A 22,804-nucleotide genomic window follows, 5' to 3' on the forward strand; every position below is an offset into this window, starting at 1 on the left:
ACGAGCGCGTCACGCTGTTTGGTTGTAATATAGATAACGTTTCAATGGAAGAGACCCTGGAGCGGGTCGAGGGTTTCGTGCGCAGCGGGCGGCCACACCAGCATGTGGTGGTCAATGTCGACAAGCTGGTCAAGGCCAGCCGCGACGAGGACCTGCGCCGCATCATCAATGAATGCGACCTGGTCAATGTGGACGGCATGCCGGTGGTGTGGGCCTCGCGCCTGCTGGGCAAGCCGCTCAAGGAAAGGGTCGCCGGCATCGACCTCTTCGAGGCCCTGATGCGGCGCGCGGCGCAGAGAGGCTGGCGGGTGTTCCTGCTGGGTGCGCGCGCCGACGTGGTGCGCGAGGTGGCCGCGACCTATGCCCGCCGCTATCCTGGCCTGGTGCTGGCCGGCGTGCATGACGGCTACTGGCAGGGCGAGGGCGCCGAAGCGCAGGTGGTGCGCCAGGTGCGCGAGAGCCGGGCCGACCTGCTGTTCGTGGCGATTTCCTCGCCCAAGAAAGAACAATTTCTCGGTCTGTACCAGGCCGAGATGCGGATACCGTTCGCGATGGGGGTAGGCGGGAGCTTCGACGTGGCGATCGGCCGGGTCAAGCGGGCGCCGGCCTGGATGCAGATGGCCGGGCTCGAGTGGTTCTTCCGATTCCTGCAGGAACCGCGCCGGATGTTTCGGCGTTACTTTATCGACGACATGGCGTTTCTCTGGCTCCTGATCAAGGAAGCGGCCAGAACAAACAACTAAAACTGGGATCACGGCGCAGCAGCACTTCGTTGCGCCGACAAGAACAAAGGGCCGCAACCGGTCCATGGGTCATCAAATTATTTATTAACAGAGAGCGAAAGACATGAAGATTCTGGTTACTGGCGGTGTGGGCTATATCGGGTCGCATACCGTCGTCGAACTGCAGAACGCCGGGCACGACGTGGTCGTGGTCGACAACCTGTCGAACGCCCAGCAGTCGGTCTGCGAGCGCGTCCGGCGCATCACCGGCAAGCCGTTCGCCTTTGTCCAGGCCGACATCCGCGACCGCTCGGCCATGGAAGCCGCGTTCGCCGAGCACAAGCCCGATGCGGTGATCCACTTCGCCGGCCTGAAGGCGGTCGGTGAATCGGTGGCGCAGCCGCTGCGCTATTACGACAACAACGTCAACGGCAGCGTGGTGCTGTTCGAGACCATGGCCAAGTTCGGCTGTAAATCGCTGGTGTTCTCGTCCTCGGCCACCGTGTACGGCGATCCGGCCTCGGTGCCGATCCGCGAGGATTTCCCGCTGTCGGCCACCAACCCCTATGGCCGCAGCAAACTGATGATCGAAGACATCCTGCGCGACCTGGCAAAGGCCGAGCCCGACTGGCGCATCGCGCTGCTGCGCTACTTCAATCCGGTCGGCGCCCATGAAAGCGGCCTGATCGGCGAAGAGCCGAGCGGCATCCCGAACAACCTCGTCCCCTACATCGCCCAGGTCGCCAACGGCCAGCGCGACAAGCTGTCGGTGTTCGGCGGCGACTACGATACCCCGGACGGCACCGGCCTGCGCGACTACATCCACGTGGTGGATCTCGCCATCGGCCACGTCAAGACCCTGGATCGCCTGAACAAGGGCGCGGGCATCGTCACCTACAACCTCGGCACTGGCCGGGGCAATAGTGTCTTGGAAATGGTGCGCGCCTTCGAAGCGGCCAGCGGGCGTCCGGTCGCCTACCAGATCGTCGACCGCCGTCCCGGCGACGTGGCCAAGTGCTACGCCGATCCGGCCCTGGCCCGCGAGGAGCTGGGCTGGAGTGCCGAACGTGATGTCGCTCAAATGTGCGCTGACGTATGGCGCTACCAAACCACAGCCAAATAATGCAAAGGATAGTCTAATGAAAGCCATGATTCTCGCCGCAGGCAAAGGCACTCGCGTCCGTCCGCTCACCTACGACCTGCCAAAACCCATGATCCCGATTCTGGGCAAACCCGTGATGGCTTACCTGATCGAACACCTCAAGAAAAATGGCGTGTCCGAAATCATGGTCAACGTCAGCTGGCTGCACGAAAAAATCGAAGAGTATTTCGGCGAAGGCGAGCAGTTCGGCGTCCAGATCGGCTACTCCTTCGAAGGCTATACGAAGGATGACGGCGAAGTCGTCCCCGAACCGATCGGCTCGGCCGGCGGCATGAAGAAAATCCAGGAATTCGGCGGCTTCTTCGACGACACCACCGTGGTGCTGTGCGGCGACGCCCTGATCGACCTCGATCTCAAGGCCGCGCTGCTGGAGCACCGCCGCAAGGGCGCGATGGCCACCGTCATCACCAAAGAAGTGCCATGGGACAAAGTTTCGTCGTATGGCGTGGTGGTCTCGGACGAGCAGGGCCGCATCCTGGAATTCCAGGAAAAGCCGAGCCAGCAAGAGGCGAAGTCCAACTTCATTTCCACCGGCATCTATATCTTCGAGCCGGAAGTCATCGACCTGATCCCGTCGGGCGTGCCGTTCGACATCGGTTCCGAGCTGTTCCCGCTGCTGGCCGAGCGCGGCCTGCCGTTCTATGCCCAGGGCCGCCCGTTCAACTGGCTCGACATCGGCACCATGGGCGACTACTGGGAAGTGCTGCAGTCGGTGATCACCGGCGAAGTCAACAATATGGACGTGCCCGGCATCCAGATCAAGCCGGGCGTCTGGGTGGGCCTGAACACCAGCATCGACTGGGAAGGCACGACCATCGAGGGCCCCGTCTACATCGGCTCCGGGGTAAAAGTGGAAGCCGGCGCCCGCATCGTGGGCCCGACCTGGATCGGCCACGGCAGCCATATCTGCGAAGGCGCCGAGATCGTGCGCAGCGTGCTGTTCGAGTACACCCGCGTGTTGCATGATGTAACATTGAATGAAATGATTGTCTTTAAGGAATATAGTGTCGACCGAAAAGGCGAAATGAAACACGCTTCCGAGTATTCTTCGGAGGAATGGCTCAATGCACGCGACCGTCGCCGCTCCCGGCGCAAGGAAGTCGCGGACCACGACACCAACGAGTTAGAGAAAGAGAAAGTCAGCGCATGAAGATCTATCCAGTCATCCTTTCCGGCGGCGCCGGCACCCGCCTGTGGCCTCTGTCGCGCAAGGTTTTGCCGAAGCAGTTGCTGCCGCTGGTTGCCGACAAGACCATGCTGCAGGAAACCGCCTTGCGCGTGGCCGGTTGGCCGGAGATGATGGCGCCGCTCGTTGTGTGCGGCAATGACCACCGCTTCATGGTGGCCGAGCAATTGCGCGAAGTGGGCATCACGCCGCTGGGCATCCTGCTCGAGCCGGTCGGCCGCAACACGGCGCCGGCCGTGGCCGCCGCCGCCCACCACCTGCAGGCGATCGACCCCGAGGCCGTCATGCTGGTGCTGCCGGCCGACCACGTGATCCAGAACGGCGAAGCCTTCCGTGAAGCGGTCGACCGCGCCACCCGCCTGGTGGCCAAGGGCGCGCTGGCAACCTTCGGCATCGTGCCCAATGCGCCGGAAACCGGTTACGGCTACATCCGCCGCGGCGAACAGGTGGACGAGTGCGGCGAATGCTACAAGGTGGCGCGCTTCGTCGAGAAGCCCGACGCCGCCACGGCCGAAGGCTTCCTGGCCGAGGGCAGCTACTACTGGAACAGCGGCATGTTCATGTTCGCCGCCGCGCGCTACCTGCAAGAGCTGGAGCAGCACGCGCCGGCCATCGCCAGCGCCGCCAGCCAGGCCATGCACGCGGCCTACCGCGACCTCGATTTCTGCCGCCTCGACGAGAGCGCGTTCTCGGCTTGCCCGTCCGATTCGATCGACTACGCGGTGATGGAACACACCCGCGACGCCGCCGTGGTGCCGGCCGATATCGGCTGGAACGACGTCGGTTCGTGGTCGGCGCTGTGGGAAACCCAGGCCAAGGATGCCAACGGCAACGCCCAGCGCGGCGACGTCTACCTGGACGGCGTCAAGAATTCGCTGGTGCGCGCCGAAAGCCGCATCGTTGCGGTGGTGGGCCTGGAAGACGTGGTCGTGGTCGAGACCCAGGACGCGGTGCTGGTCACCTGCAAGAGCAAGGTGCAGCGCGTCAAGCAGGTGGTCGAACACCTGGCGTCCAAGGAGCGCACCGAGCACCTGCACCACACCCGCGTCTATCGTCCATGGGGCCACTACGAGGGCATCGATGCGGGCGACCGTTTCCAGGTCAAGCGCATCACCGTCAAGCCGGGCGAGAAGCTCTCGCTGCAGATGCACCACCACCGCGCCGAGCACTGGGTCGTGGTGTCGGGCACCGCCCGCGTTACCTGCGGCGATACCGTCAGCCTGCTGTCCGAGAACGAATCGACCTATATCCCGATCGGCATGAACCACCGTCTGGAAAACCCGGGCAAACTGCCGCTGCACATCATCGAGGTGCAGTCGGGCAGCTACCTGGGCGAGGACGACATCGTCCGCTTCGAGGACATCTACAAGCGCGCCTGAGTCCTCCGGCCACGCGCCTGGAACTTGTCCGGCAACGTGCAGTCTGACGTTGCATGAACAAGATCCTGGCACGGGGCGGTGCGGCCGCCATCCTGGTTGCGGCCACTGGCATCGCGGCATCGCCGGCTGTGGCACAAGACGAACCTCCCTTGCTCGACCCCAGCCTGCAGGGCCAGCTCGAACGCTGGCTCGGCGCCGGCCCCCTTTATCTCGACAACATCTACACGCGGCAGCCGGGCGACGACTCGCTCGACTTCCATGCCGCTGCAGATGGGCGCGGCAGCAACTTCACCTTGATGCGCGTCGCCAACGACGCCGGCGACAGCTGGGTGGTGGGCGGCTACAACCCGCGCAGCTGGTCTTCCACGGCCGGCTGGCACGTCTCCGAGCGCGACTGGCAACGCACCGCCTTCCTGTTCAACTACACCGACCCGGCCGTGTACCGCCAGCTGCTGCTCGATAACGTCCTGCCCAGCCAGGGCTCGCGCCAGACCTACAACTGGCCCGATCACGGCCCCACCTTCGGCGCCGGGCCCGATCTCTTCGTCGACGACCGGCTGACCACTTCCATTTCCTGGCAACTGAGCTATGGCGACCCCGCCTTCGAAGGCCGCAGCATCATCGACGGCACCTACGGCGGGCAATTCAGGCGGGTCGAAGCGCTCGAAACCTACGCCATCTCGCTCGTGCCCGAGCCACCCGCCTATGCGCTGCTGGTCGGCGGCCTCGGGGTAGCCGCCTGGGCCGCACGACGCCGTCGCCGCTGACACCCGCGCCAAGCTCTCTACCGATTCCCTGCGGAAACTCGACCCTCGTGTGTTGATTTGCCGCTAAGCTAGAAATTATCCACCGTGGCTAATTTCTGGTCATCATGTTGTCAATCTCCGCATTTACTATCATTCTGCTAATGAACGTAGCAGGCACATCTTGTGCGATAACCAATGGGGAACCCATGACGACTTTTGCATCCTTCGCACCGCGGCGCACGCTGCTGGCGACCTTGCTGGCAGGCCTTGCCGCCAGCGCCCATGCCGCCCCCGGCGACGTGGTAATCAGCCAGCTGTACGGCGCATCGAACAACGCCGGCGGCCAGTGGAGCCACGACTTCGTGGAGCTGTTCAACCGCAGCGATGCCCCGGTGCGGCTCGACGGCCTGAGCCTGCAATACCAGTCGGCGACCGGCAGTAACTGGGGTTCGGTCACGGTCTTGCCGGATGTGACCCTGGCGCCGGGCCAGTATTTCCTGGTGCTGGGCCGCAATGGCGGTGGCACGAATGCGGTGGGCGAGGGCGATCTCTTCAATAACGGCCTCGATATGGCGGGCGCTGCCGGCAAGGTGGCGTTGGTCAATGGACGCACTCAAATGTCCGCGCCGGAAGGCGCCAACCTGGTCGACCTGGTCGGTTTCGGCACCGCCAACCGCTACGAAGGCGCGGCCGCGCCGGCGCCGTCGACCGTCAACGCGATCGCGCGCCTGGCCCAGGGCTGCCAGGATACCGACAATAACCGCGACGACTTCGTCGCCGGCCCGGTCGACGGTCCGCGCAGCACCCGTTCCCCGCTGGCGCCCTGCGACGGCAGCGGCGGCCCGGTCGTCAAGCCGATCGTCCCGAGCTGCCCGGCGGCGGTCCAGGTCGCCCAGGGCAGCGCGTCCTCGGCGCAGCTGTCGGCGGTCGACGCCGACAGCATGGTGACGCGGGCCGCCATCGTGGCCGGGGCCGTGCCCGGCGTCAGCCTCGCCGACTTCGCGCCTGCGAACGCCATCGGCGGCACGGCGACGGCGCGCCTGCTCATCGGCGACACGCTGGCCGGCGGCCGGTATCCGGTCCAGGTCGAGTTCGCCAACACCGAGGGCGACACCGAGCGCTGCACCGTCACCGTCGACGTCGCGGGCCAGTTGAGCATCCCGGCGATCCAGGGTTCGGGCCCGACCAGCGCCTATGTCGGCACCGTGCAAACCACGCAAGGCGTGATCACCGCCAAGGTCGGCGCCGGCTTCTTCATCCAGGACCCGCAGGGCGACGGCGATCCGTCGACGTCGGACGGCCTGTACATCTACGGCAAGACCACGGACTTGCCGGTCGGCACCCTGGTGCGCGTGACCGGCACGGTCGAGGAATACCGGCCGAGCGGCGCGACCCGCAGCTACACCGAGTTCAAGGATGTCAGCGGCATCGTGTCGCTGGGCGCCGGCCCGGCCATCGTGCCGACCAATATCGCGCTGCCGAACGCCAACCTGGCCGACGTGGAAGGCATGCTGGTGCGTTTCACCACGCCGCTGACCGTCAACGGTAACCGCAACCTCGGCGACCGCGGCGAACTGATCCTCGCCAACGGCCGCCGCGAGAACCCGACCAACCGTTATCCGCTCGGCTCGCCCGAGGCGCTCGCGCTCGCCCGCGAACATGCGAGCAACCAGATCGTGCTGGATGACGGCATCTTCGTGGCCCCGGCCACCATCCCCTACCTGGCGGAGGACGGCACCGTGCGCGTGGGCGACACCGTGCACGACCTGACCGGCGTGGTCGACTATGGCGCGCTGGGCGGCGGCGGGGCCGGCTTCAAGCTGCAGCCGACCGTCACGCCGACCTTCGCGCGCACCAACGAGCGCACCCCGGCCCCGGCCTTGCCCGGCGCGATCAAGGTGGCCAGCGCCAACGTGCTCAATTTCTTTACCACCTTCACCGATGGCCGCGACGCCTGGGGCCGCAGCGGCCAGGGCTGCACCATCGGCAACCGCACCTCGGCGGGCGAGTGCCGCGGCGCCGACAACACGGCCGAGTTCGTGCGCCAGCGCGACAAGATCGTCGCCTCGCTGGCCGAACTCGATGCCGACGTGGTGGGCTTGATGGAAATCCAGAACAATGGCGACGTCGCGGTCGGCTACCTGGTCGAGCAATTGAATGCCGCCACCGCGGCCGGCACCTATGCGGTGGTGCCGAAGCCGGCGGCGCTGGGCACCGACGCGATCCGGGTGGCGATGATCTACAAGCCCGCCAAGCTGAGCCTGGCCGGCAGCGCGCTGTCGGATGGCCACGAGATCAACAACCGTCCGCCGATGGCCCAGGCCTTCAAGGCGAAGCAGGGCGGCGGCACGTTCTCGGTGATCGTGAACCACCTGAAATCGAAGGGCGGTTGCAGTGGCGCCGGTCCTGGTGACACCGACCCGGGCAATGGCGAAGGCTGCTGGGACCGCACCCGTACCGAGCAGGCCCGGCGCCTGAGCGACTATTTCATCCCGCAGGTGGTCAAGGCGGCCGGGGATCCGGACGTGCTGGTGATCGGCGACCTGAACGCGTATGCCTTCGAGACCCCGATCAATCACCTGACCCAGCAGGCCGGCATGGTCAACCTGCTCGAGCGCTTCGTGCGTCCGCACGGCATGCCGTATTCGTATGTGTTCGACGGCCTGTCCGGCTACCTCGACCATGCGCTGGCAAGCGGCTCGCTGGCGCCGCAGGTGGCGGGCGCGGCCGAATGGCACAGCAACGCCGACGAGCCGGAAACCATCGACTACAACCTTGGCGATACGGCGCAAGACCCGTACCGCAAGAACGCCTGGCGCGCCTCGGACCACGATCCGCTGGTGGTCAGCCTGAACCTGGCCGGCTCGCATGCCGACGTCACGGCGTCCAGCAAGATCGTCATCGGCGGCTTCAGCATCAATCGGGCGACGGGCAAGACCACCGGCAACGTCACCATCACCAATACCAGCGGCCAGACCCTGAACGGTCCGCTGCACCTGGTGCTGCGGAGCCTGCCGTCCGGCGTCACGCTCGACAATCCGGCCGGCGTCCACGAGGGCTCGCCCTACATCACGCTGCCGCAGGCCGGCATCGCGCCGGGCGCCACGGTCACCATCGCCACCGCGTTCAGCAATGGCGCCAAGCGTAACTTCACCTATACCCCGCAGCTGGTCTCCGGCGCGTTCTAAAGGAAAACACCATGTCGAACCTCGTATCCCTGTTGTTCCGTGTCTTGCTGGCGCTGTCGATCGCGGCCGGCGCCCCGGCGGCCCTGGCTGGCCCGCTGTACCGGGTCTCGCTCGATACCTCGGCCCTGGCCGGCACCGTCGGCTACCTCGACCTGGGCCTGAACGGTCCGCTGGACGCGGCGCCGACGGTGGCCCGCCTCGGCAACTTCAGCGGCGCCTTCCTGGAAGGCGGCATGACGTCGGGCGACGTCAGCGGCGACGTCGTGAATGGCGTCGTGTTGCGCAATGGTCCGGAGTGGAATTTCTTCGACCAGCTGGTCACGTTCGGCGGCCTGTTCAGCTTTGACGTCGAGTTCGACCTGGGCGAGGGCGCCAATGGCAGCCTGTTCAGCGTCGCCTTCGTCGACGACGCCCTCAATTACCTGGGCGCCGCCGGCAATGTGCTCGAGATGAACGTGGTCGCGGGCCAGAGTGTCGAGCTGCAACTGGTGGATGCGGCCTTCGCCAGCGTGGCCGAGGTGCCGGAGCCGGCCGCCTGGCTGCTGGTTGCGAGCGGCCTGTTGTTGCTGGCCGCGACGCGCCGTCTGCGCCAGCAGCGCTGACGCGGGCGTCCCGCGCTCAGGATCGGGGCAGGCTGGCCTCGAGCGCGGCGCGGCGCTGGGCATCGATGCGCCAGGCTTCGGCATTGCCGTCGATGATGCGCAGGCTGGCGCAGCCTTCGGCGGCGCAGTCGGGCGCCGGCATTGTCGCAGAGGCGATGGTGGCGATGGTGGCGATAACAGGGGCGCCCGGCGCCGGGGCCGGGACCGCGTTCGGGCCGGTTTCCGGCGTTCCCGCGAGGATGGGCGCACTGGCGGTCGTGCTGGCCGACGCGGTCTGGACGGTCGTGTCGAGGTCGTACTGGCCGCCGCAGGCAGCCAGGGCGGACGTCAGGGAGAGGGCGAGGATGGTGCGCAGGAAGGTCATGTGTGAACTCGAACAAGCTCGTCTTTAACGAATCTATTGTAGCCAGTAAATTTTTCCTGCACACATTTTTTACATTTGCGAACACCCAAGTTCGGATTTGATGAAAACAGGATGCGCGACGTTCATGTCTTTTGCCTGAAAATGAGAAATATATCCATACGGAAACTTAAAGTGTTCTGAGGTAAGCTTTTGGGCCTTGTGCTGTTCCGTAAGGTCCACGCAACAAATTTGGATGACACATTTGGTAACAGTCGGTCAAGGTGATCCGCTTGACCAGCTGTATCGTGCGCGCGAAGATGGCGGCATGAAAAAACTCATCCTCATCCTCCTGTTCGGCGCCAGCGCCGCCTGCACCACCCAGGCCCACGATCCGGTCCAGCCGCCGGCGAAGGACGGCGCGCTCCCGGTCGTCGCGCTCCAGCCTGGCGCCACCGTGTCCGAGATCAAGCGCCTGATCGGTACGCCCACCTGCAGCGACAGCGCGCAATGCCGCTCGCTCCCGGTCGGCGCGCTGGCTTGCGGCGGCCCGCAGGAATACCTGCCGTATTCGACCGCGAAGACCGACGAAAAGGCGCTGCTGGCCCTGGCCGGGCGTTCGAAGACCGAGCGCCAGGCCGAGATCCAGCGCACCGGCGAAATGTCGATCTGCATCCATCGCCCCGACCCGGGCGCCGTCTGCGTCGCCGGCGCCTGCCAGCTGGGTTCGCCCGCAGCCTGAGTCTTTCCGTTCCTTCAAAAAGACAAAGCGCGCCGTGGCGCGCTTTGTCTTTTCAACCGGGGCCAGGGGCCCCGGACCTGTCGATTACACGCCGACGTCCTTCGCCTTGACGCGTTGCGGACGCTCGGCCTTCGGCACCGGCTGGTTGGTCTCGACCTGCAGCACGGTGGTCGAGCCGACCGCGCCGCTGGCGTCGAGCAGGCGCACGCCGCCCAGGAAGCGCTTGCCGGTCGGCAGGCCGGACCAGCTCACCGCCACCGTCGCCTTGCCGCCGGCATAGACGTTGGCCGGCACCAGGGCGCGCAGGTTGCCGCCCTTGTCGCTGGTGTTCACGACCGCCGCATGCAGGCCGTACGAGGTGGTGCCGCCGGACGCGGTGTTGTAGCCCAGCGTGCAGACGCGGTAGTTGCCTGCCGGCGGGGCCGCCAGCGCGATCGTCTCGTCCGAACCGTAGGTGGCGGAGTAGGCGACCAACTGGCCGGCCGCGTTCACCATCACCAGGTCGAGGTCGTCGCCACCCTGGCCGCTGGTATCGCGGTCGAACAGTTCGAACTGCGCCGCCACCGTGTCGGCGGTGAAGGTCACCGGCAGCACGCGGGCGCCGTACAGGCCGCGGTGGCAGGCGTCGGCCATCTGGGCCAGCGTGTCGAGGCTGCCTTCCGGCGCCGGCGCGATCGTGTTTGCCGTGCGCACGATTTCCTTCAGGCCGCCGACGCTCGAGCCCATCTTGCCGGCGAAGCCGGTGGTGACGGCCAGGGCCTTGCTGCCGCTGGCGCGGTCGCTGGAGAAGAATACCGGTGCGATGATCGGCTTGCCGGAGCGGGCCACGACCGGGCTGCGCACGGTATGGCCGCCGCCGGTCCAGGTCAGGGTGCCGTACTGCCAGGTGTTCTCGGGCGCGCTGGTGCGGGTCAGCGTGACGGTGAACGACCGGGTCTGGCCGGGCTCGATCGCCAGCGTGGCCGGGGTCACCACGGCCTCGTAGCCCGGCACCGAGATCTGCCCGCTGAAGCTCGAGGTGCTGGCGCTGACGTTGGTCACCGAGCGGTTGATGGTCACCGAGCCGAGCACGTTGCCGACGGCGATCGACGGCAGGTTCAGGTCATAGCCGGGGATCTGGCCGCCCGCGCACTGGGTGGTGACGCCGGCGCCGCACAGGTATTTGCGGTAGTCGGCTTCGCCGATGTCGTACACCAGGCCCGGGTCGAGCGCGGCGGTCGGGTTGACGTGGCCCGCGCCCTGGGCGAACGGCAGCTGGCCGCGGATGTCGCCGGTCAGCGTGTCCGGGAAGGTGTCGGTCGCGGTGGTCATCAGCGCCGACTTGATCATCGCCGGCGACCAGGTCGGATGCTTCTGGCGCAGCAGGGCGCTCACGCCGGCCACGTGCGGCGCCGACATCGAGGTGCCCTGCATCGACACGAACTCGACCGGCGGCACCATGGTGCCGTTGACGATGTCGGCATGGTCCTCCTCGCTCAGGCCCGGCGTGCCGCCGGCGATGATGTCCACGCCCGGCGCGGTGACGTCCGGCTTGAGCACGTTGGCATCGGCGCGGTTCGGGCCGCGCGACGAGAAGTTGGCCATGATCGGGGCGTTCAGCTTCGACACGCCGACCACGAACTTGCTGATCGCGGCGGTGGCGCTGGCCGCGCCCGCGGCCGCGTAGCTGCGGATCGCCTGGCCGTCGGCCTGGGTGACGTGGACCGAGGGCACCGAGTGCATGTCGGCGACCAGGCCGCTGCCGTTGTCGACCTGGATCATGCCGACGCCGCCGGCTTCGCGCACCGCGCGGCTCTTGTCGACGCGGTCGTTCTCGCCGCGGTTGCAGATCACGACCTTGCCGGCCACCTTGGCCGGATCGAGCACGGGCTGGCCGCCGTTGAACGAGGCGCTGTAGCACAGGGCGAGGCGGGAGGCGTTGGCGCCCGGCAGGCCGACAGTGGAGGCGTCGACCACCGGCTCGGCCGGCAGCGGTTCGGTATTCATCGAGGCGCCGGTGTATTTCTGGCCGTTGCCCAGGGTGACAGTGGCCTGGAACTCGCGGTTATGGGTCGAGGCGCCGACCGTGGTGTGCCACGGGCTGATGTGGGCCACCTGGTTGCCCGGGCCGTCGTTGCCGGCCGAAGCCACTGCAATGACGCCAGCATTGGCGGCGCCGAAGAAGGCTTGCTCGACCGGATCGGTGAGGGTGGTGCCGCCGCTGATCGAGAAGTTGATCACGTGGACGCCGTCGGCGACGGCCTTCTCGATTGCCGCCACGCTGTCGCCGACGTAGCAGCTGTTGCGCCGGCCGATGGTCACGCTGGGGTCGACATAGGTCCAGCACACCTTGTAGGAAGCGAGGCGTGCGCGCGGGGCGACGCCCGACATCTCGCCGATGTTGACGCCGGCCATGGTCACGTCCACGCCGTAGTTGCCGCCGGCGGTGGTCGAGGTGTGGGTGCCGTGGCTGCCTTCGCCGACGTCGCCGCCCAGCGAATCGCGCGGCGAGGAGCGGAATTCGCTCCAGTGGCTGACGCGGCCGGTGCTCCGGTAGATGTCGTCGAAATACTGCGCGCCGATCAGTTTGTTGTTGCAGTGGGCCGTGGTGAAGCCTTCGCCGGTCTGGCAATCGCCCTGCCAGCGCGATGGCGGCGCCGAATAGGCCAGGCTGCCGCTGGTGTCGTGGGTCGGCTTGCCGTTGGCGTCCACGCGATCGGCGTAGGATGTGTGCTCTGGCCAGACGCCGCCGTCGACGATGCCGATGATGATGTCTTCGCCGGCCTCAGCCAGGCCGCCGAGCTTGGACCAGGCGCCGTTCGGACCGGTCAGCTTGAGGAAGTCGCGGGTCGAGACGGTGGTCAGTTCGCGCGGCACGTCGGGCGTGACCGCCAGCACGTCGCCGCGGCCGACCAGGGCGCGCACTTCGGCGTCGGTCAGCATGGCGGAGAAGCCGTTGAGCACCACCTTGTAGTCGTGCACGACGGGAGCGTTGCCGATGGCGGCGCGCACGGCGGCTTTCTTCTGGGCCAGGTAGCCGCTGTAGAGCTGGACGCTGGCGCTGTTCAGGTCGAGGCGCTGGCCGGCGCGCGGCTGGGTGGCGGCCAGGCCGTTGACGCTGCCGTCATAGGAGGCGATCGGCTTGTCGGCCAGTTGCACGACATAGGGGCGGCGCGCGTCGTCGGCCTGGGCAGACAGCGACAGGCTGGTCAGTGCGAACAGGATGGCTGCGGAAATTGGGCGGAGTTTCATGGATGCGTGTCCTTGGATTCTGCGGGGTTCGGCTGTGATGTGACGGCGTGCTCAGGCATTGCGGCGGCGGGCCCGGGCGGCGAAGCCGAGCAGGCCGAGGCCGAACAGCGCGAGACTGGCCGGCTCCGGCACCTCGGCCAGGGCGTCTTCGAGCACCAGGTTGTCGATGGCGAACTGGCCGCGGTTGTTCTCGAAGGCCAGGCAACTGCCCGAGTTGTCGCAGGTAAAGCCGAATAGGGCGACGCTCACGAAGGCGGTGTTGGCGAACGTCTCGAACGGCGAGTAACGGCCGAACAGGAAGCCCTGATCGCTGGGACCGTCGAGCAGCAGGTCTTGCAGCATATAGCTGCCGTCGGCCAGGAAGCCCTGCATTCGCAGCAGGCCGGAATAGATCGGATAACCACCCAGGGCCGCATCCAGGCCGATGAAGCTGGCGTCGATCGATTTCACCATGAAGGAAGCGGCAGTCTCGGACTCGACCCACACGATGCTGTCGTTGAAGGCGCCGTAATAGCCGCCTTCGCCGTTGACCGGGCACGCCATGCCGATGCAATAACTCGGATCGCTGGTGTCGACGATGGCGCCGACCAGGCTGCCCACATCCGCCGGATTGTAGGCTTCGAAGCTCAGCTTGTACCCTTGCTCCTGCCAGCTGTCGCCACTGCCGAACACCATGCCTGCGCCGGCATCGAAATTGATGGTCGCGCCTTGGGCCGGAGCGGCGATGGCCGCGGCGCCAAGGGCCGCGGCGGCGAACTTGGCGAGCGGGCTGGTCAGGGAGGGTAATGCCATATGCGATTTCCGAGTCATGATTTGCCTTTGTGGTTGGGATTTCTCTCGCCTGGATACGGCGGGGCACTGCGTTTCGCACCTGAGGTTCAGGTTGCCAAGAAATATATCAATTGAATTAAGAAAAGTGTAAAAAAGTTTAACGAGCAATATTTTGACTTTCCACAACTTGCACTGATTAAATTTGGTTTCTCCTATGGGCAATCATTATTTCCACCTGTCTGTCACCTGTCTGAAATATGCATCGTTGCAATCGAGAAAGCTTTATTGAAAGGAATCAAGCGCCGTGCGCCTTGCATCAGGATGGTGTTTTTTTGAAAAGAACAGTTGTCGTCGCGCTCGGCAGCGTGTTACCTTTCACGGGCAGGATTTCAAAGAAGCAATCTAGGAGTCGCTTGATGGTTTTTGCTATGAAACAGGGCGCCGACGTCCGTCACGGACGCAGCGCGGGCTTCACGCTGCTGGAGCTGCTGGTGGTGATCGTCATCATCGGCCTGCTTGCCGCCTATGTCGGACCCAAGTACTTCTCACAGCTCGGCAAATCCGAAGTCACCGCCGCCCGCGCCCAGATCGACGCCTTCGACAAGACCCTCGACACCTATCGGCTCGACGTCGGCCGCTATCCAACCACCGAAGAGGGCCTGGCCGCCCTCATGACGGCGCCGCCGAGCGCCGGCGCCAAGTGGAACGGCCCCTATCTGAAGAAGGCGATTCCGCTCGATCCCTGGGGCAATCCCTACCAGTACCGGGCGCCGGGCGCCCGCGGCGAGTACGAGGTGCTGTCCCTCGGCAAGGATGGGCAACCTGGCGGCGCCGGCGACAACGCCGACATCACCAACTGAGCACGAACTGAACGTTCCTATTTCGCTTCACCGCAACCTCGCCGGGCATCCCATGCAGTTCGCCGTTCGCACCCTCGCGCCCGACATGTCGATCTCGAACATCGTCGTCGACGCGCCCGACGCCCAGGACGCGCGCCGCCAGGTCGAGGCGCGCGGCCTGTTCGTCAGCGCCGTCGAGCCGGCGCGCGGCGCGGCGCTGGCGCGCCCGCGCGGGGGAAAGCTTTCTCTCGTGCTGTTCAGCCAGGAGCTGCTGGCGCTGCTCAATGCCGGCCTGGGCATCGTCGAAAGCCTGGAGGCGCTGCTCGAGAAGGAAGCCGCGCCCTCCACGCGCGCCGTGCTCGAGCGCCTGCTGGCCGGCCTGCGCGAGGGCAAGCGCTTTTCCAGCGTGCTGGCGGCGCAGCCGGCGCTGTTCCCCCCGCTGTACGTCGGCATCGTGCGCGCCGCCGAAGGCACCAGCGACCTGCCGCGCGCGCTGGCGCGCTACATCGACTACCAGCAGCGCATCGACACCGTGCGTTCCAAGATCGTCAGCGCCTCGATCTATCCGGTGATCCTGTTGATGGTCGGCGGCGGCGTCAGCGCCTTCCTGATCGGCTACGTGGTGCCGAAATTCGCCGAGGTCTACCACGGCGCCGGGCGCGACCTGCCGTGGATGTCGCAACTGCTGCTGGACTGGGGCCAGTTCGCGGCCGGCCACGGCGGCGCGATCCTGGTCGTCGCGGCGCTGCTGGTGGCCGGCCTGGCCGCCGCCGTGCGCCACTTGCTGCGCAGCGGCGGCATGGCGCGCCTGCTGGCGCGCCTGCCCGGCATCGGCGAGCGGGCCCGCGTCTACGAGCTGTCGCGCCTGTACCTGACCCTGGGCATGCTGACCGAGGGCGGGATCACCATCGTCGGCGCGATCGAGACGGTGCAGCCGATGGTGTCAGGCCACCTGGCGCGCAACCTGGCCGCGGCGCGCGCCGCGATCGAGGCCGGCCAGCCGCTGTCGAACGCCTTCGAGGCCCACGGCCTGACCACGCCAATCTCGCTGCGCATGCTGCGCGTGGGCGAGCGCACCGGCGACATGGGGCCGATGCTGACCCAATCCGCCGCCTTCTACGATGGCGAGATCGGACGCTGGATCGACCGCTTCACGCGGACCTTCGAGCCGCTGCTGATGGCGGCCATCGGCCTGGTGGTGGGCGCCATCGTGGTGCTGCTGTACATGCCGATCTTCGACCTGGCGGGAGACATGTCGTGAACGCGGAACCCTTCGACACGGCGCTGCTGGCGCGCGCCCGCGCCGCCGCCGCGGTCTCGCGGCGCGGCCTGGTGCTCGAGCTCGAAGCCCTGACCGGGCGCGATCCGCGCGAGCTGGTGCGCGAACTGGCCGCGCCGTTCGGCCTCGCGGTGATGGAGACCGGCGCCATGCTGGCGCTGGCCCCGGCCTTCGAACTCTTGCCGCTGGCCCAGGCGCTGTCGCGCCACTGCGCGCTGCTGCGCCACCCGGACGGGCGCCTGACCGGGGTGCTGGCCGATCCCTTCGACCTCGACCTGCAGACCTGGCTCGGGGCCCAGGCGCGCGCCAGCGCCAGGAACCCACTGGATGTATGCCTGGCGCTGCAGTCCGACATCCAGGCCTATCTGTCGAAGCAGGAAGAGTCGGCGCGCGCCGTCGACTCGCTGGTGGGCGGCGCCCAGGACGCGCGGCGCGACGGCAAGTCCGGCACCGTGCTGTCGTTCGCCTCGGTGTCGGAAGCGGGCAGCCCGGCCGTCAAGCTGGTCAACTCCACCCTGTACGACGCATTGAAGGCCGGCGCTTCGGACATCCACCTGGAGAGCACCGCCGGCGGGCTGGCCGTCAAGTACCGGGTCGACGGCGTGCTCGATCACGCCGCCACCGTGGGCGGCATCGAGCTGGCCGAGCACATCATCTCGCGCCTGAAGGTGCTGGCCGAACTCGACATCGCCGAGCGCCGCGTGCCGCAGGACGGCAGCTTCCGGGTCGAGGCGGGCGGGCGCGACATCGACCTGCGGGTCTCGATCATGCCCAGCATCCACGGCGAGGACGCGGTGATCCGTATCCTCGACAAGCGCGCCATGATCGAGGCCTATGGCGCGCTCACGCTCGAGGCGCTGGGCTTCGACGCGCCGTCCCTGGTGAGCTTGCGCCAGCTGGCCCAGGAGGCGTACGGGATGCTGCTGGTGACCGGCCCCACCGGTTCGGGCAAGACCACCACCCTGTACGCGGCGCTGACCGAGATCCACAACGGGCGCGAGAAAATCATCACCATCGAGGACCCGGTCGAATACCAGCTGCCGGGCATCCTGCAGATTCCGGTCAACGAAAAGAAGGGCCTGACCTTCGCCAAGGGACTGCGTTCGATCCTGCGCCACGACCCCGACAAGATCATGGTGGGCGAGATCCGCGACCGCGAGACCGCCGAGATCGCGGTGCAGTCGGCCCTGACCGGCCACCTGGTGCTCACCACCGTCCACGCCAACAATGTGTTCGACGTGTTCGGCCGCTTCACCCACATGGGCATCGATCCGTATGCCTTCGTCTCGGCCCTGAACGGCATCTGGGCCCAGCGCCTGATCCGCATGTGCTGCCCGCGCTGCGCCGAGCGCTACGAGCCGGACGCGCACGAGCTGGCCTCGGTGCACCTGGCGCGCGAAGAAGTGGCGGACTATGTCTTCATGCGCGGCAAGGGCTGCGGCGACTGCCGTGGCACCGGCTACAAGGGCCGCCGTTCGATCGCCGAAATCCTGACCCTGAACGACGAGATCCGCGAACTGATCGTCGACAAGCAGCCGATCCGCCGCATCAAGGCCGCGGCCCACGCCAACGGCACCCGCAGCCTGCGCCTGGCGGCGCTCGACCTGGTGCGGCGCGGCGCCACCACGATCGACGAGATCAAGCGGGTGACCCTGCATGCGTAGACTGCATTTTCCTCCCATCGGACAAGCCTTGCGCCTGGGCGTGGCCGCGGGCGGCCTGGCCCTGGTCAAGACCAGCCGCCTGTTCGGCGGCGCGCCGCTGGCCTTGTCGGAACAGCCGCTCGACCTGTTCGCGCCCGACGCGCTGGCGCGTGGCCTCCCGATGCTGTTTGCCGACCTGCCGGTCAAGGGCTGGCCGGTGAGCGTGGTGCTGGCCGACGAGCTGGTGCGCCTGTGGCAAGTGCCGCCGCCGCCGGGCGCCACCCGCATGGGCGACCTGGAGGCGGCCGCCGCGCTGCGCTTCCAGCACCTGTTCGGGGCGTCCGGCGCCGACTGGAAGATCAGCGCCGACTGGGATGCGGTCGATCCCTTCCTGGCCGCTGCGGCGCCCGTGGCGCTGCTCGACGCGCTGGCGGCGGCCGCCCGGGAGCACGGTTTCCACCTGGTCGAGGTGAGCCCGCAATTCGTCGCCGCCATGAACGCCTGGCGTCGCGAACGCCGGCCCGGCGCCTGGTTCGGCCTGGTCCATGGCGGCGTGCTGTCGCTCGCGGCCTACGAGGGCCGCAAGCTGGCGGCGGTGAGAAGCGCCCCGATCCCGGCGGGGGCCGACCGCGACTGGCTCGAATCCCATATTGCGCGCGAAGCGCTGCGGGTCGGAATCGCGCGGCCCGAGCGTCTGCAGCTTTCCGGCGCGGCGCCCGCCGCCTGGGCCAGCAGTCCGGGACGGCTGAAATTCGCCTGCAGCCTGCTCGAGCAGCTTGATGACTGGTCGGAACTGGCGCGCCTGGCCCGCACCGGGGTGCCGGCATGAAGCGCACCCGCATCGATTTCGCGCCGCCCAGCCTGCGCCGCACGCTGTTTCGCGCGCCGCCGACCCTGGCCTATACGCTGCCGGGCGTGCTGGCGCTGTGCATCCCGGCGCTGTTCATGACCCAGCGCTATTTTGAACAGCAGGAAGAAGTGCGCGATCTGCAGGCGGCGCTGGCCGCGCGCAGCGCGCCGGCGCTAGTTGCCGCGCCGCCGGCCGCGCCGATCGCCGTGTCTCCGACCCAGGCCGGGGCCGTCAATGCCGCCATCCTGCAACTGAACCTGCCGTGGCGCGACCTGGCGGCGGCGCTGGGCGAAGCCACGCCGAACACGATCGCACTGCTGGCGCTGGAACCGGACGCGAAGCGGCGCACGGTGCGCATCAGCGCCGAGGCGCGCTCGAGCGACGAGATGCTGGCCTATATCACGCGCCTGCAGGCCGAGGAATGGTTCAGCAGCGTGGTGCTGCTGCGCCACGAGGTGATGGAGCAGGACCCGAACCGCCCGTTGCGGTTCCAGGTCAGCGTGCAGTGGGAGAGCGCGTGAAGACGGGCGCACTGCTGCTGCGCGCGCGCCTGCTGCTGGCGCGCGTCGATCCGCTGGTGGCCCTGGTGCTGGCGCTGATGCTGGCTGGCGCCGCGGTCCAGGCGGCGCTGGTGCCGGCGCGCGCGCGACTGGACGCGGAATACGAGGCGGCGCGCCGGGCGGCGCGCACGCCGCTGCCGCCGCAGCCTGTCCCGGCGGCGGCGCCGCCCAGCAGCGACCAGAATCTGCGGCACTTCTATGCGACCCTGGGCGAGCGCCGCGGCGTGGAGCGTCAGTTGAAGGAAGTGTTCGCGCTGGCCGAGCGCCACGGCCTGGCGCTGCGCCAGGGCGAATACCGGGCCACCAACGACCGCAATGCGAAGCTGGTGGCCTACCAGGTCAACCTGCCGGTGAAGGGCAGTTATGGCGCGATCTGGGAATTCGCGATGGACGTGCTGCGCGCGATTCCGCATGCCTCGCTGGACGACGTGGCTTTTCGCCGCGACAGCGTGGGCGAGGCCGGGGTCGAGGCGCGCCTGCGCCTGACCTTCTATCTCACGGAAGGAAGCAAGTCGTGAAGCCGCGCCACATTGCCATGGGCGTGGCGCTGGCGCTGGCCGCCGGCCTGGTCGTCTTTGGCGACAACGCGCCGGAGACGGAACTGGCCGAGCCGGTCGAGCGCGCGGCTGCCACGGCCCCCTTGCGCAGCGCCGCGCCGGCCATCAGGAAAACCGGCGACGACGTGGCCATCGCGCGCCTGATCCCGCGCGAGACCTTGATCGGCGCCAGCGGCGACCGCTTCGGGGAAGGGGAGAATAGCCTGTTCGCGCGCCATGACTGGACGCCGCCGCCGCCGCCGCCATCGAACGAGCCACCGCCCCCGCCACCGCCGCCGAGCGCGCCGCCGCTGCCGTTCACCTATCTCGGCAAGTCGCTGCAGGACGGCGTGTGGCAAATCTACCTGGCGCGCGGCGAACGCACCTATCTCGTCCAGGATGGCGAAACCATCGATGGCACCTACCGCGTGGACGCGATCCGTCCACCGGTGCTGACCCTGACTTACCTGCCGCTGGAACAACGACAGCAGCTCAATATTGGAGTATTCGACTGATGGTGCGAACCCGGATTCAAGGTCTTGGCCTGCTGCTGCTTCCATTGCTGCTGGCAGGCTGCGCGGCCCAGCGCGCCTACCAGGAAGGCAACGAGCTGGTGGCCCGGGACCAGGTGGGCGCCGGCCTGGCCAAGTACCAGGAAGCGCTGGCGTCCGAGCCGGACAACCCGGTCTACCGGGCGGCCTTCCTGCGCGCGCGCGACAACGCCACCGCGCGCCTGGTGGACCAGGCCGAGCGCGCGCTGGCGGCCGGCCAGGTCGACCTGGCAACCCAGGATTTCCGCCGCGTGCTGGCGATCGACCCCGTCAACGACCGCGCCCGCGCCGGGCTGCGCCAGGTCGAGGCCGAGCGCCGCCACGCGGCCGCCATCGTCGAAGCGCGCGCCGCCCTCGACAAGGACGAACCCGAGACCGCGCGGCAAATACTGGCGGCGGTGCTCACCGAACGCCCCGCGCACGAGGCGGCGCGCCAGCTGATGCAGGAAGTCGACGCCAAGGCCGCCGCCGCGCCGAAGGGCCAGGCGGCGCTGGCGGCCAGCTACCGCAAACCCATCAGCCTGGAGTTCCGCGAGGCGCCGCTCAAGCAGGTGTTCGAGGTCATCGCGCGCCATTCGGGCCTGAACTTCATCTTCGACAAGGACGTCAAGGCCGATACCCGCACCTCGATCTTCCTCAAGAACAGCACGGTCGAGGCGGCGGTGTATTACCTGTTGATGACCAACCAGCTCGAGCGCCAGGTCATGGACGGCAACACGGTCCTGATCTACCCGAACGTGGCGGCCAAGGTCCGCGAATACCAGGAGATGACGGTCAAGACCTTCTTCCTGGCCAATGCCGAAGCCAAGAGCATCGCCAACACGTTCAAGACCATCCTCAAGGCGCGCGACGTGGTGGTGGACGAGAAGCTGAACCTGGTGATCCTGCGCGACAACCCGGAAGCGATCCGCATCGCCACCCAGCTGGTGGCCCTGCAGGACGTGCCCGAGCCCGAGGTCATGCTCGACGTCGAGGTGCTCGAGATCCGCCGCAGCAGCGTGATGGACCTCGGCATCGCCTGGCCGGCGGGGCTCTCGTTCACGCCGCTGCAGACGCTGAACGGCGCCCCGCTGACGATCGACGACCTGCGCAACTTCAACAGCAGCAATATCGAAGTGAGCGGCATCGGCGCGTCGCTCAACGCCAACAAGACCGACGGCGACACCAATACCCTGGCCAATCCGCGCATCCGCGTGCGCAACAAAGAGAAGGCCAAGGTCGTCATCGGCGACAAGATCCCGAACATCTCGGCCACGGTGTCGTCCGGCATCGGCGGCTTCGCATCCGAAAACATCAACTACATCGACGTCGGCCTGACGCTGAACGTGGAGCCGACCATCTACCTCAACAACGAGGTGGCGATCCGCATCGGGCTCGAGGTCAGCAGCCTGGGCGAATCGGTGCGCACCACCAGCGGCACCGTGGCCTACCGCATCGGCACCCGTTCGGCCAACACCTTGCTGCAACTGAAGGATGGCGAGAACCAGGTGCTGGCGGGCCTGATCAGCAATGAAGACCGCAGCAGCGGCAGCAAGGTGCCGGGCATCGGCGACCTGCCGGTGGTCGGCCGCCTGTTCGGCAGCCAGCGCGACCAGCGCGACCGCACCGAGATCGTGCTGTCGATCACGCCGCGCATCGTGCGCGCCGTGCAGCGCCCGCCGGCGTCGGCGTCGGAATTCGGCGCCGGCACCGAGGCCAGCTTCCGGCGCCGGCCCGACAACGTGGTGCGGGTGCAGGTCACGGGATCGCCCATCCGCGCGCCAGCCCCGGCGCCGGCGGTCGAAACGACCCCGGTCGCGCCGCCGCCGGACGCTACCCCGAGCTTCTCGGTGCCGCCATCCGCCTTGCCGGCCACGCCGCAACTGGGCTCGCCGCCTTCGGCGCCGCCGGGCGCGCCGGCGCCGCCGCCTGAACCGGCGCCGGCGCCTGAACCCGAGGTCGTCCCGGCCGCCTATCCGCCGGGCGTCAATCCGCCGATTCCGCAGCGATGAAGGTTCAGGCGCGGCGCGCAGCCACTGGATTCACGCTGATCGAACTGCTGGTCACGCTGGCCATCCTCGCGTTGCTGGGCACCCTGGTGCTGCCGGTGGCCGAGGTCACGGTGCAGCGCCGCGACGAACAGGAACTGCGGCGCGCGCTGCGCGAGATCCGCGCCGGCCTGGACGCCTACAAGAAGGCCGGCGACGAAGGCCGCGTGAGCAAGGCGGCGGACGCCAGCGGCTACCCGGAACGCCTGGAGCTGCTGGTCGAAGGCGTGCCCGACCTGCGCAGCCCGAAGCAGGCCAACATCTACTTTTTGCGGCGCCTGCCGCGCGACCCCTTCAATCCCGATGCCGAGCTGTCGGACGCCGCCACCTGGGGCAAGCGCAGCTACGCCAGCGAGCCCGACGAGCCGAAGGAGGGCGACGACGTCTACGACGTGTATTCGACCTCGCAGCGCATTGGCCTGAACGGCATCCCCTACAACAAATGGTGAA

At 67.5% G+C, this 22,804-nt stretch carries 20 protein-coding genes; 17 read left to right on the forward strand and 3 right to left on the reverse strand.

Annotated elements, in window-relative coordinates; all coding sequences use genetic code 11:
- Window positions 1-44: 44 nt before the first annotated feature.
- From ABIB42_RS00775 to ABIB42_RS00805, 7 genes are all read left to right on the forward strand, one after another.
- Entirely contained in the window at window positions 45-743 is a 699-nt protein-coding gene (locus ABIB42_RS00775) for a WecB/TagA/CpsF family glycosyltransferase (RefSeq protein ID WP_229409864.1), read from the forward strand.
- A gap of 103 nt (window positions 744-846) precedes the next feature.
- Window positions 847-1,845: a UDP-glucose 4-epimerase GalE gene (galE, locus tag ABIB42_RS00780; protein ID WP_429247715.1), complete on the forward strand. Its 999-nt coding sequence runs from the start codon at window positions 847-849 to the stop codon at window positions 1,843-1,845.
- Window positions 1,846-1,861: 16 nt separating this feature from the next.
- The gene (locus ABIB42_RS00785; protein ID WP_071363589.1) at window positions 1,862-3,034 is read left to right on the forward strand and encodes a sugar phosphate nucleotidyltransferase; all 1,173 of its coding nucleotides are present in this window, start codon (window positions 1,862-1,864) and stop codon (window positions 3,032-3,034) included.
- Complete coding sequence (locus ABIB42_RS00790; RefSeq protein ID WP_005669198.1) at window positions 3,031-4,449, forward strand: mannose-1-phosphate guanylyltransferase/mannose-6-phosphate isomerase; 1,419 nt, start codon at window positions 3,031-3,033, stop codon at window positions 4,447-4,449. Before ABIB42_RS00785 ends, ABIB42_RS00790 begins: the two co-directional genes overlap by 4 nt.
- 53 nt (window positions 4,450-4,502) lie before the next feature.
- A complete protein-coding gene (locus ABIB42_RS00795) occupies window positions 4,503-5,216 on the forward strand; it encodes a PEP_CTERM-anchored TLD domain-containing protein (RefSeq protein WP_005669199.1) in 714 nt (237 codons plus the stop codon).
- Window positions 5,217-5,401: 185 nt separating this feature from the next.
- Window positions 5,402-8,383, forward strand: a complete 2,982-nt coding sequence (locus ABIB42_RS00800) for an ExeM/NucH family extracellular endonuclease (RefSeq protein WP_429247716.1) — start codon at window positions 5,402-5,404, stop codon at window positions 8,381-8,383.
- An 11-nt stretch (window positions 8,384-8,394) separates the two neighbouring features.
- Window positions 8,395-8,985 carry an NF038129 family PEP-CTERM protein gene (locus tag ABIB42_RS00805; protein ID WP_005669203.1) on the forward strand — a complete coding sequence of 197 codons (591 nt, stop codon included), beginning with the start codon at window positions 8,395-8,397 and terminating at the stop codon, window positions 8,983-8,985.
- 16 nt (window positions 8,986-9,001) lie between these two features.
- Here the strand turns inward: ABIB42_RS00805 and ABIB42_RS00810 are convergent, their stop codons facing one another.
- On the reverse strand, window positions 9,002-9,349 hold the full coding sequence (locus ABIB42_RS00810) for a hypothetical protein (RefSeq protein ID WP_429247717.1): 348 nt from the start codon (window positions 9,347-9,349) through the stop codon (window positions 9,002-9,004).
- A gap of 304 nt (window positions 9,350-9,653) precedes the next feature.
- Between ABIB42_RS00810 and ABIB42_RS00815 the strand changes: the two genes are divergently transcribed.
- Window positions 9,654-10,067 carry a hypothetical protein gene (locus tag ABIB42_RS00815; protein WP_429247718.1) on the forward strand — a complete coding sequence of 138 codons (414 nt, stop codon included), beginning with the start codon at window positions 9,654-9,656 and terminating at the stop codon, window positions 10,065-10,067.
- Window positions 10,068-10,151: 84 nt separating this feature from the next.
- Here the strand turns inward: ABIB42_RS00815 and ABIB42_RS00820 are convergent, their stop codons facing one another.
- Together ABIB42_RS00820 and ABIB42_RS00825 are read right to left on the reverse strand one after the other, a co-directional pair.
- The gene (locus ABIB42_RS00820) at window positions 10,152-13,298 is read right to left on the reverse strand and encodes a S8 family peptidase (protein ID WP_429247719.1); all 3,147 of its coding nucleotides are present in this window, start codon (window positions 13,296-13,298) and stop codon (window positions 10,152-10,154) included.
- Between the two features lie 51 nt (window positions 13,299-13,349).
- Window positions 13,350-14,090, reverse strand: a complete 741-nt coding sequence (locus ABIB42_RS00825; RefSeq protein WP_005669212.1) for an NF038120 family PEP-CTERM protein — start codon at window positions 14,088-14,090, stop codon at window positions 13,350-13,352.
- A gap of 395 nt (window positions 14,091-14,485) precedes the next feature.
- Here ABIB42_RS00825 and gspG point away from each other — a divergent pair, with 395 nt between their 5' ends.
- From gspG to ABIB42_RS00870, 9 genes are read left to right on the forward strand one after another with little or no spacing between them, the layout of a single operon-like run.
- Window positions 14,486-14,929: a type II secretion system major pseudopilin GspG gene (gspG, locus tag ABIB42_RS00830; protein ID WP_219863144.1), complete on the forward strand. Its 444-nt coding sequence runs from the start codon at window positions 14,486-14,488 to the stop codon at window positions 14,927-14,929.
- 52 nt (window positions 14,930-14,981) lie between these two features.
- Window positions 14,982-16,169, forward strand: coding sequence for a type II secretion system F family protein (locus ABIB42_RS00835; RefSeq protein WP_005669215.1), 1,188 nt, complete (start codon window positions 14,982-14,984; stop codon window positions 16,167-16,169).
- Window positions 16,166-17,851: a GspE/PulE family protein gene (locus ABIB42_RS00840; protein WP_005669217.1), complete on the forward strand. Its 1,686-nt coding sequence runs from the start codon at window positions 16,166-16,168 to the stop codon at window positions 17,849-17,851. Before ABIB42_RS00835 ends, ABIB42_RS00840 begins: the two co-directional genes overlap by 4 nt.
- On the forward strand, window positions 17,844-18,659 hold the full coding sequence (locus ABIB42_RS00845) for a hypothetical protein (RefSeq protein ID WP_040777114.1): 816 nt from the start codon (window positions 17,844-17,846) through the stop codon (window positions 18,657-18,659). Before ABIB42_RS00840 ends, ABIB42_RS00845 begins: the two co-directional genes overlap by 8 nt.
- A complete protein-coding gene (locus tag ABIB42_RS00850; protein ID WP_005669222.1) occupies window positions 18,656-19,201 on the forward strand; it encodes a PilN domain-containing protein in 546 nt (181 codons plus the stop codon). Before ABIB42_RS00845 ends, ABIB42_RS00850 begins: the two co-directional genes overlap by 4 nt.
- Window positions 19,198-19,758, forward strand: a complete 561-nt coding sequence (locus ABIB42_RS00855; RefSeq protein WP_005669224.1) for a hypothetical protein — start codon at window positions 19,198-19,200, stop codon at window positions 19,756-19,758. Before ABIB42_RS00850 ends, ABIB42_RS00855 begins: the two co-directional genes overlap by 4 nt.
- Window positions 19,755-20,291: a hypothetical protein gene (locus tag ABIB42_RS00860; protein WP_005669226.1), complete on the forward strand. Its 537-nt coding sequence runs from the start codon at window positions 19,755-19,757 to the stop codon at window positions 20,289-20,291. The genes ABIB42_RS00855 and ABIB42_RS00860 overlap by 4 nt, the downstream gene beginning before the upstream one ends.
- Complete coding sequence (locus tag ABIB42_RS00865) at window positions 20,291-22,318, forward strand: secretin N-terminal domain-containing protein (RefSeq protein ID WP_184234495.1); 2,028 nt, start codon at window positions 20,291-20,293, stop codon at window positions 22,316-22,318. Before ABIB42_RS00860 ends, ABIB42_RS00865 begins: the two co-directional genes overlap by 1 nt.
- Complete coding sequence (locus tag ABIB42_RS00870; protein ID WP_005669230.1) at window positions 22,315-22,803, forward strand: type II secretion system protein; 489 nt, start codon at window positions 22,315-22,317, stop codon at window positions 22,801-22,803. Before ABIB42_RS00865 ends, ABIB42_RS00870 begins: the two co-directional genes overlap by 4 nt.
- Window position 22,804: the final 1 nt, after the last annotated feature.

Source organism: Massilia sp. UYP32 (genome assembly GCF_050434365.1).
Taxonomy (GTDB): Bacteria; Pseudomonadota; Gammaproteobacteria; order Burkholderiales; family Burkholderiaceae_D; genus Telluria; species Telluria timonae.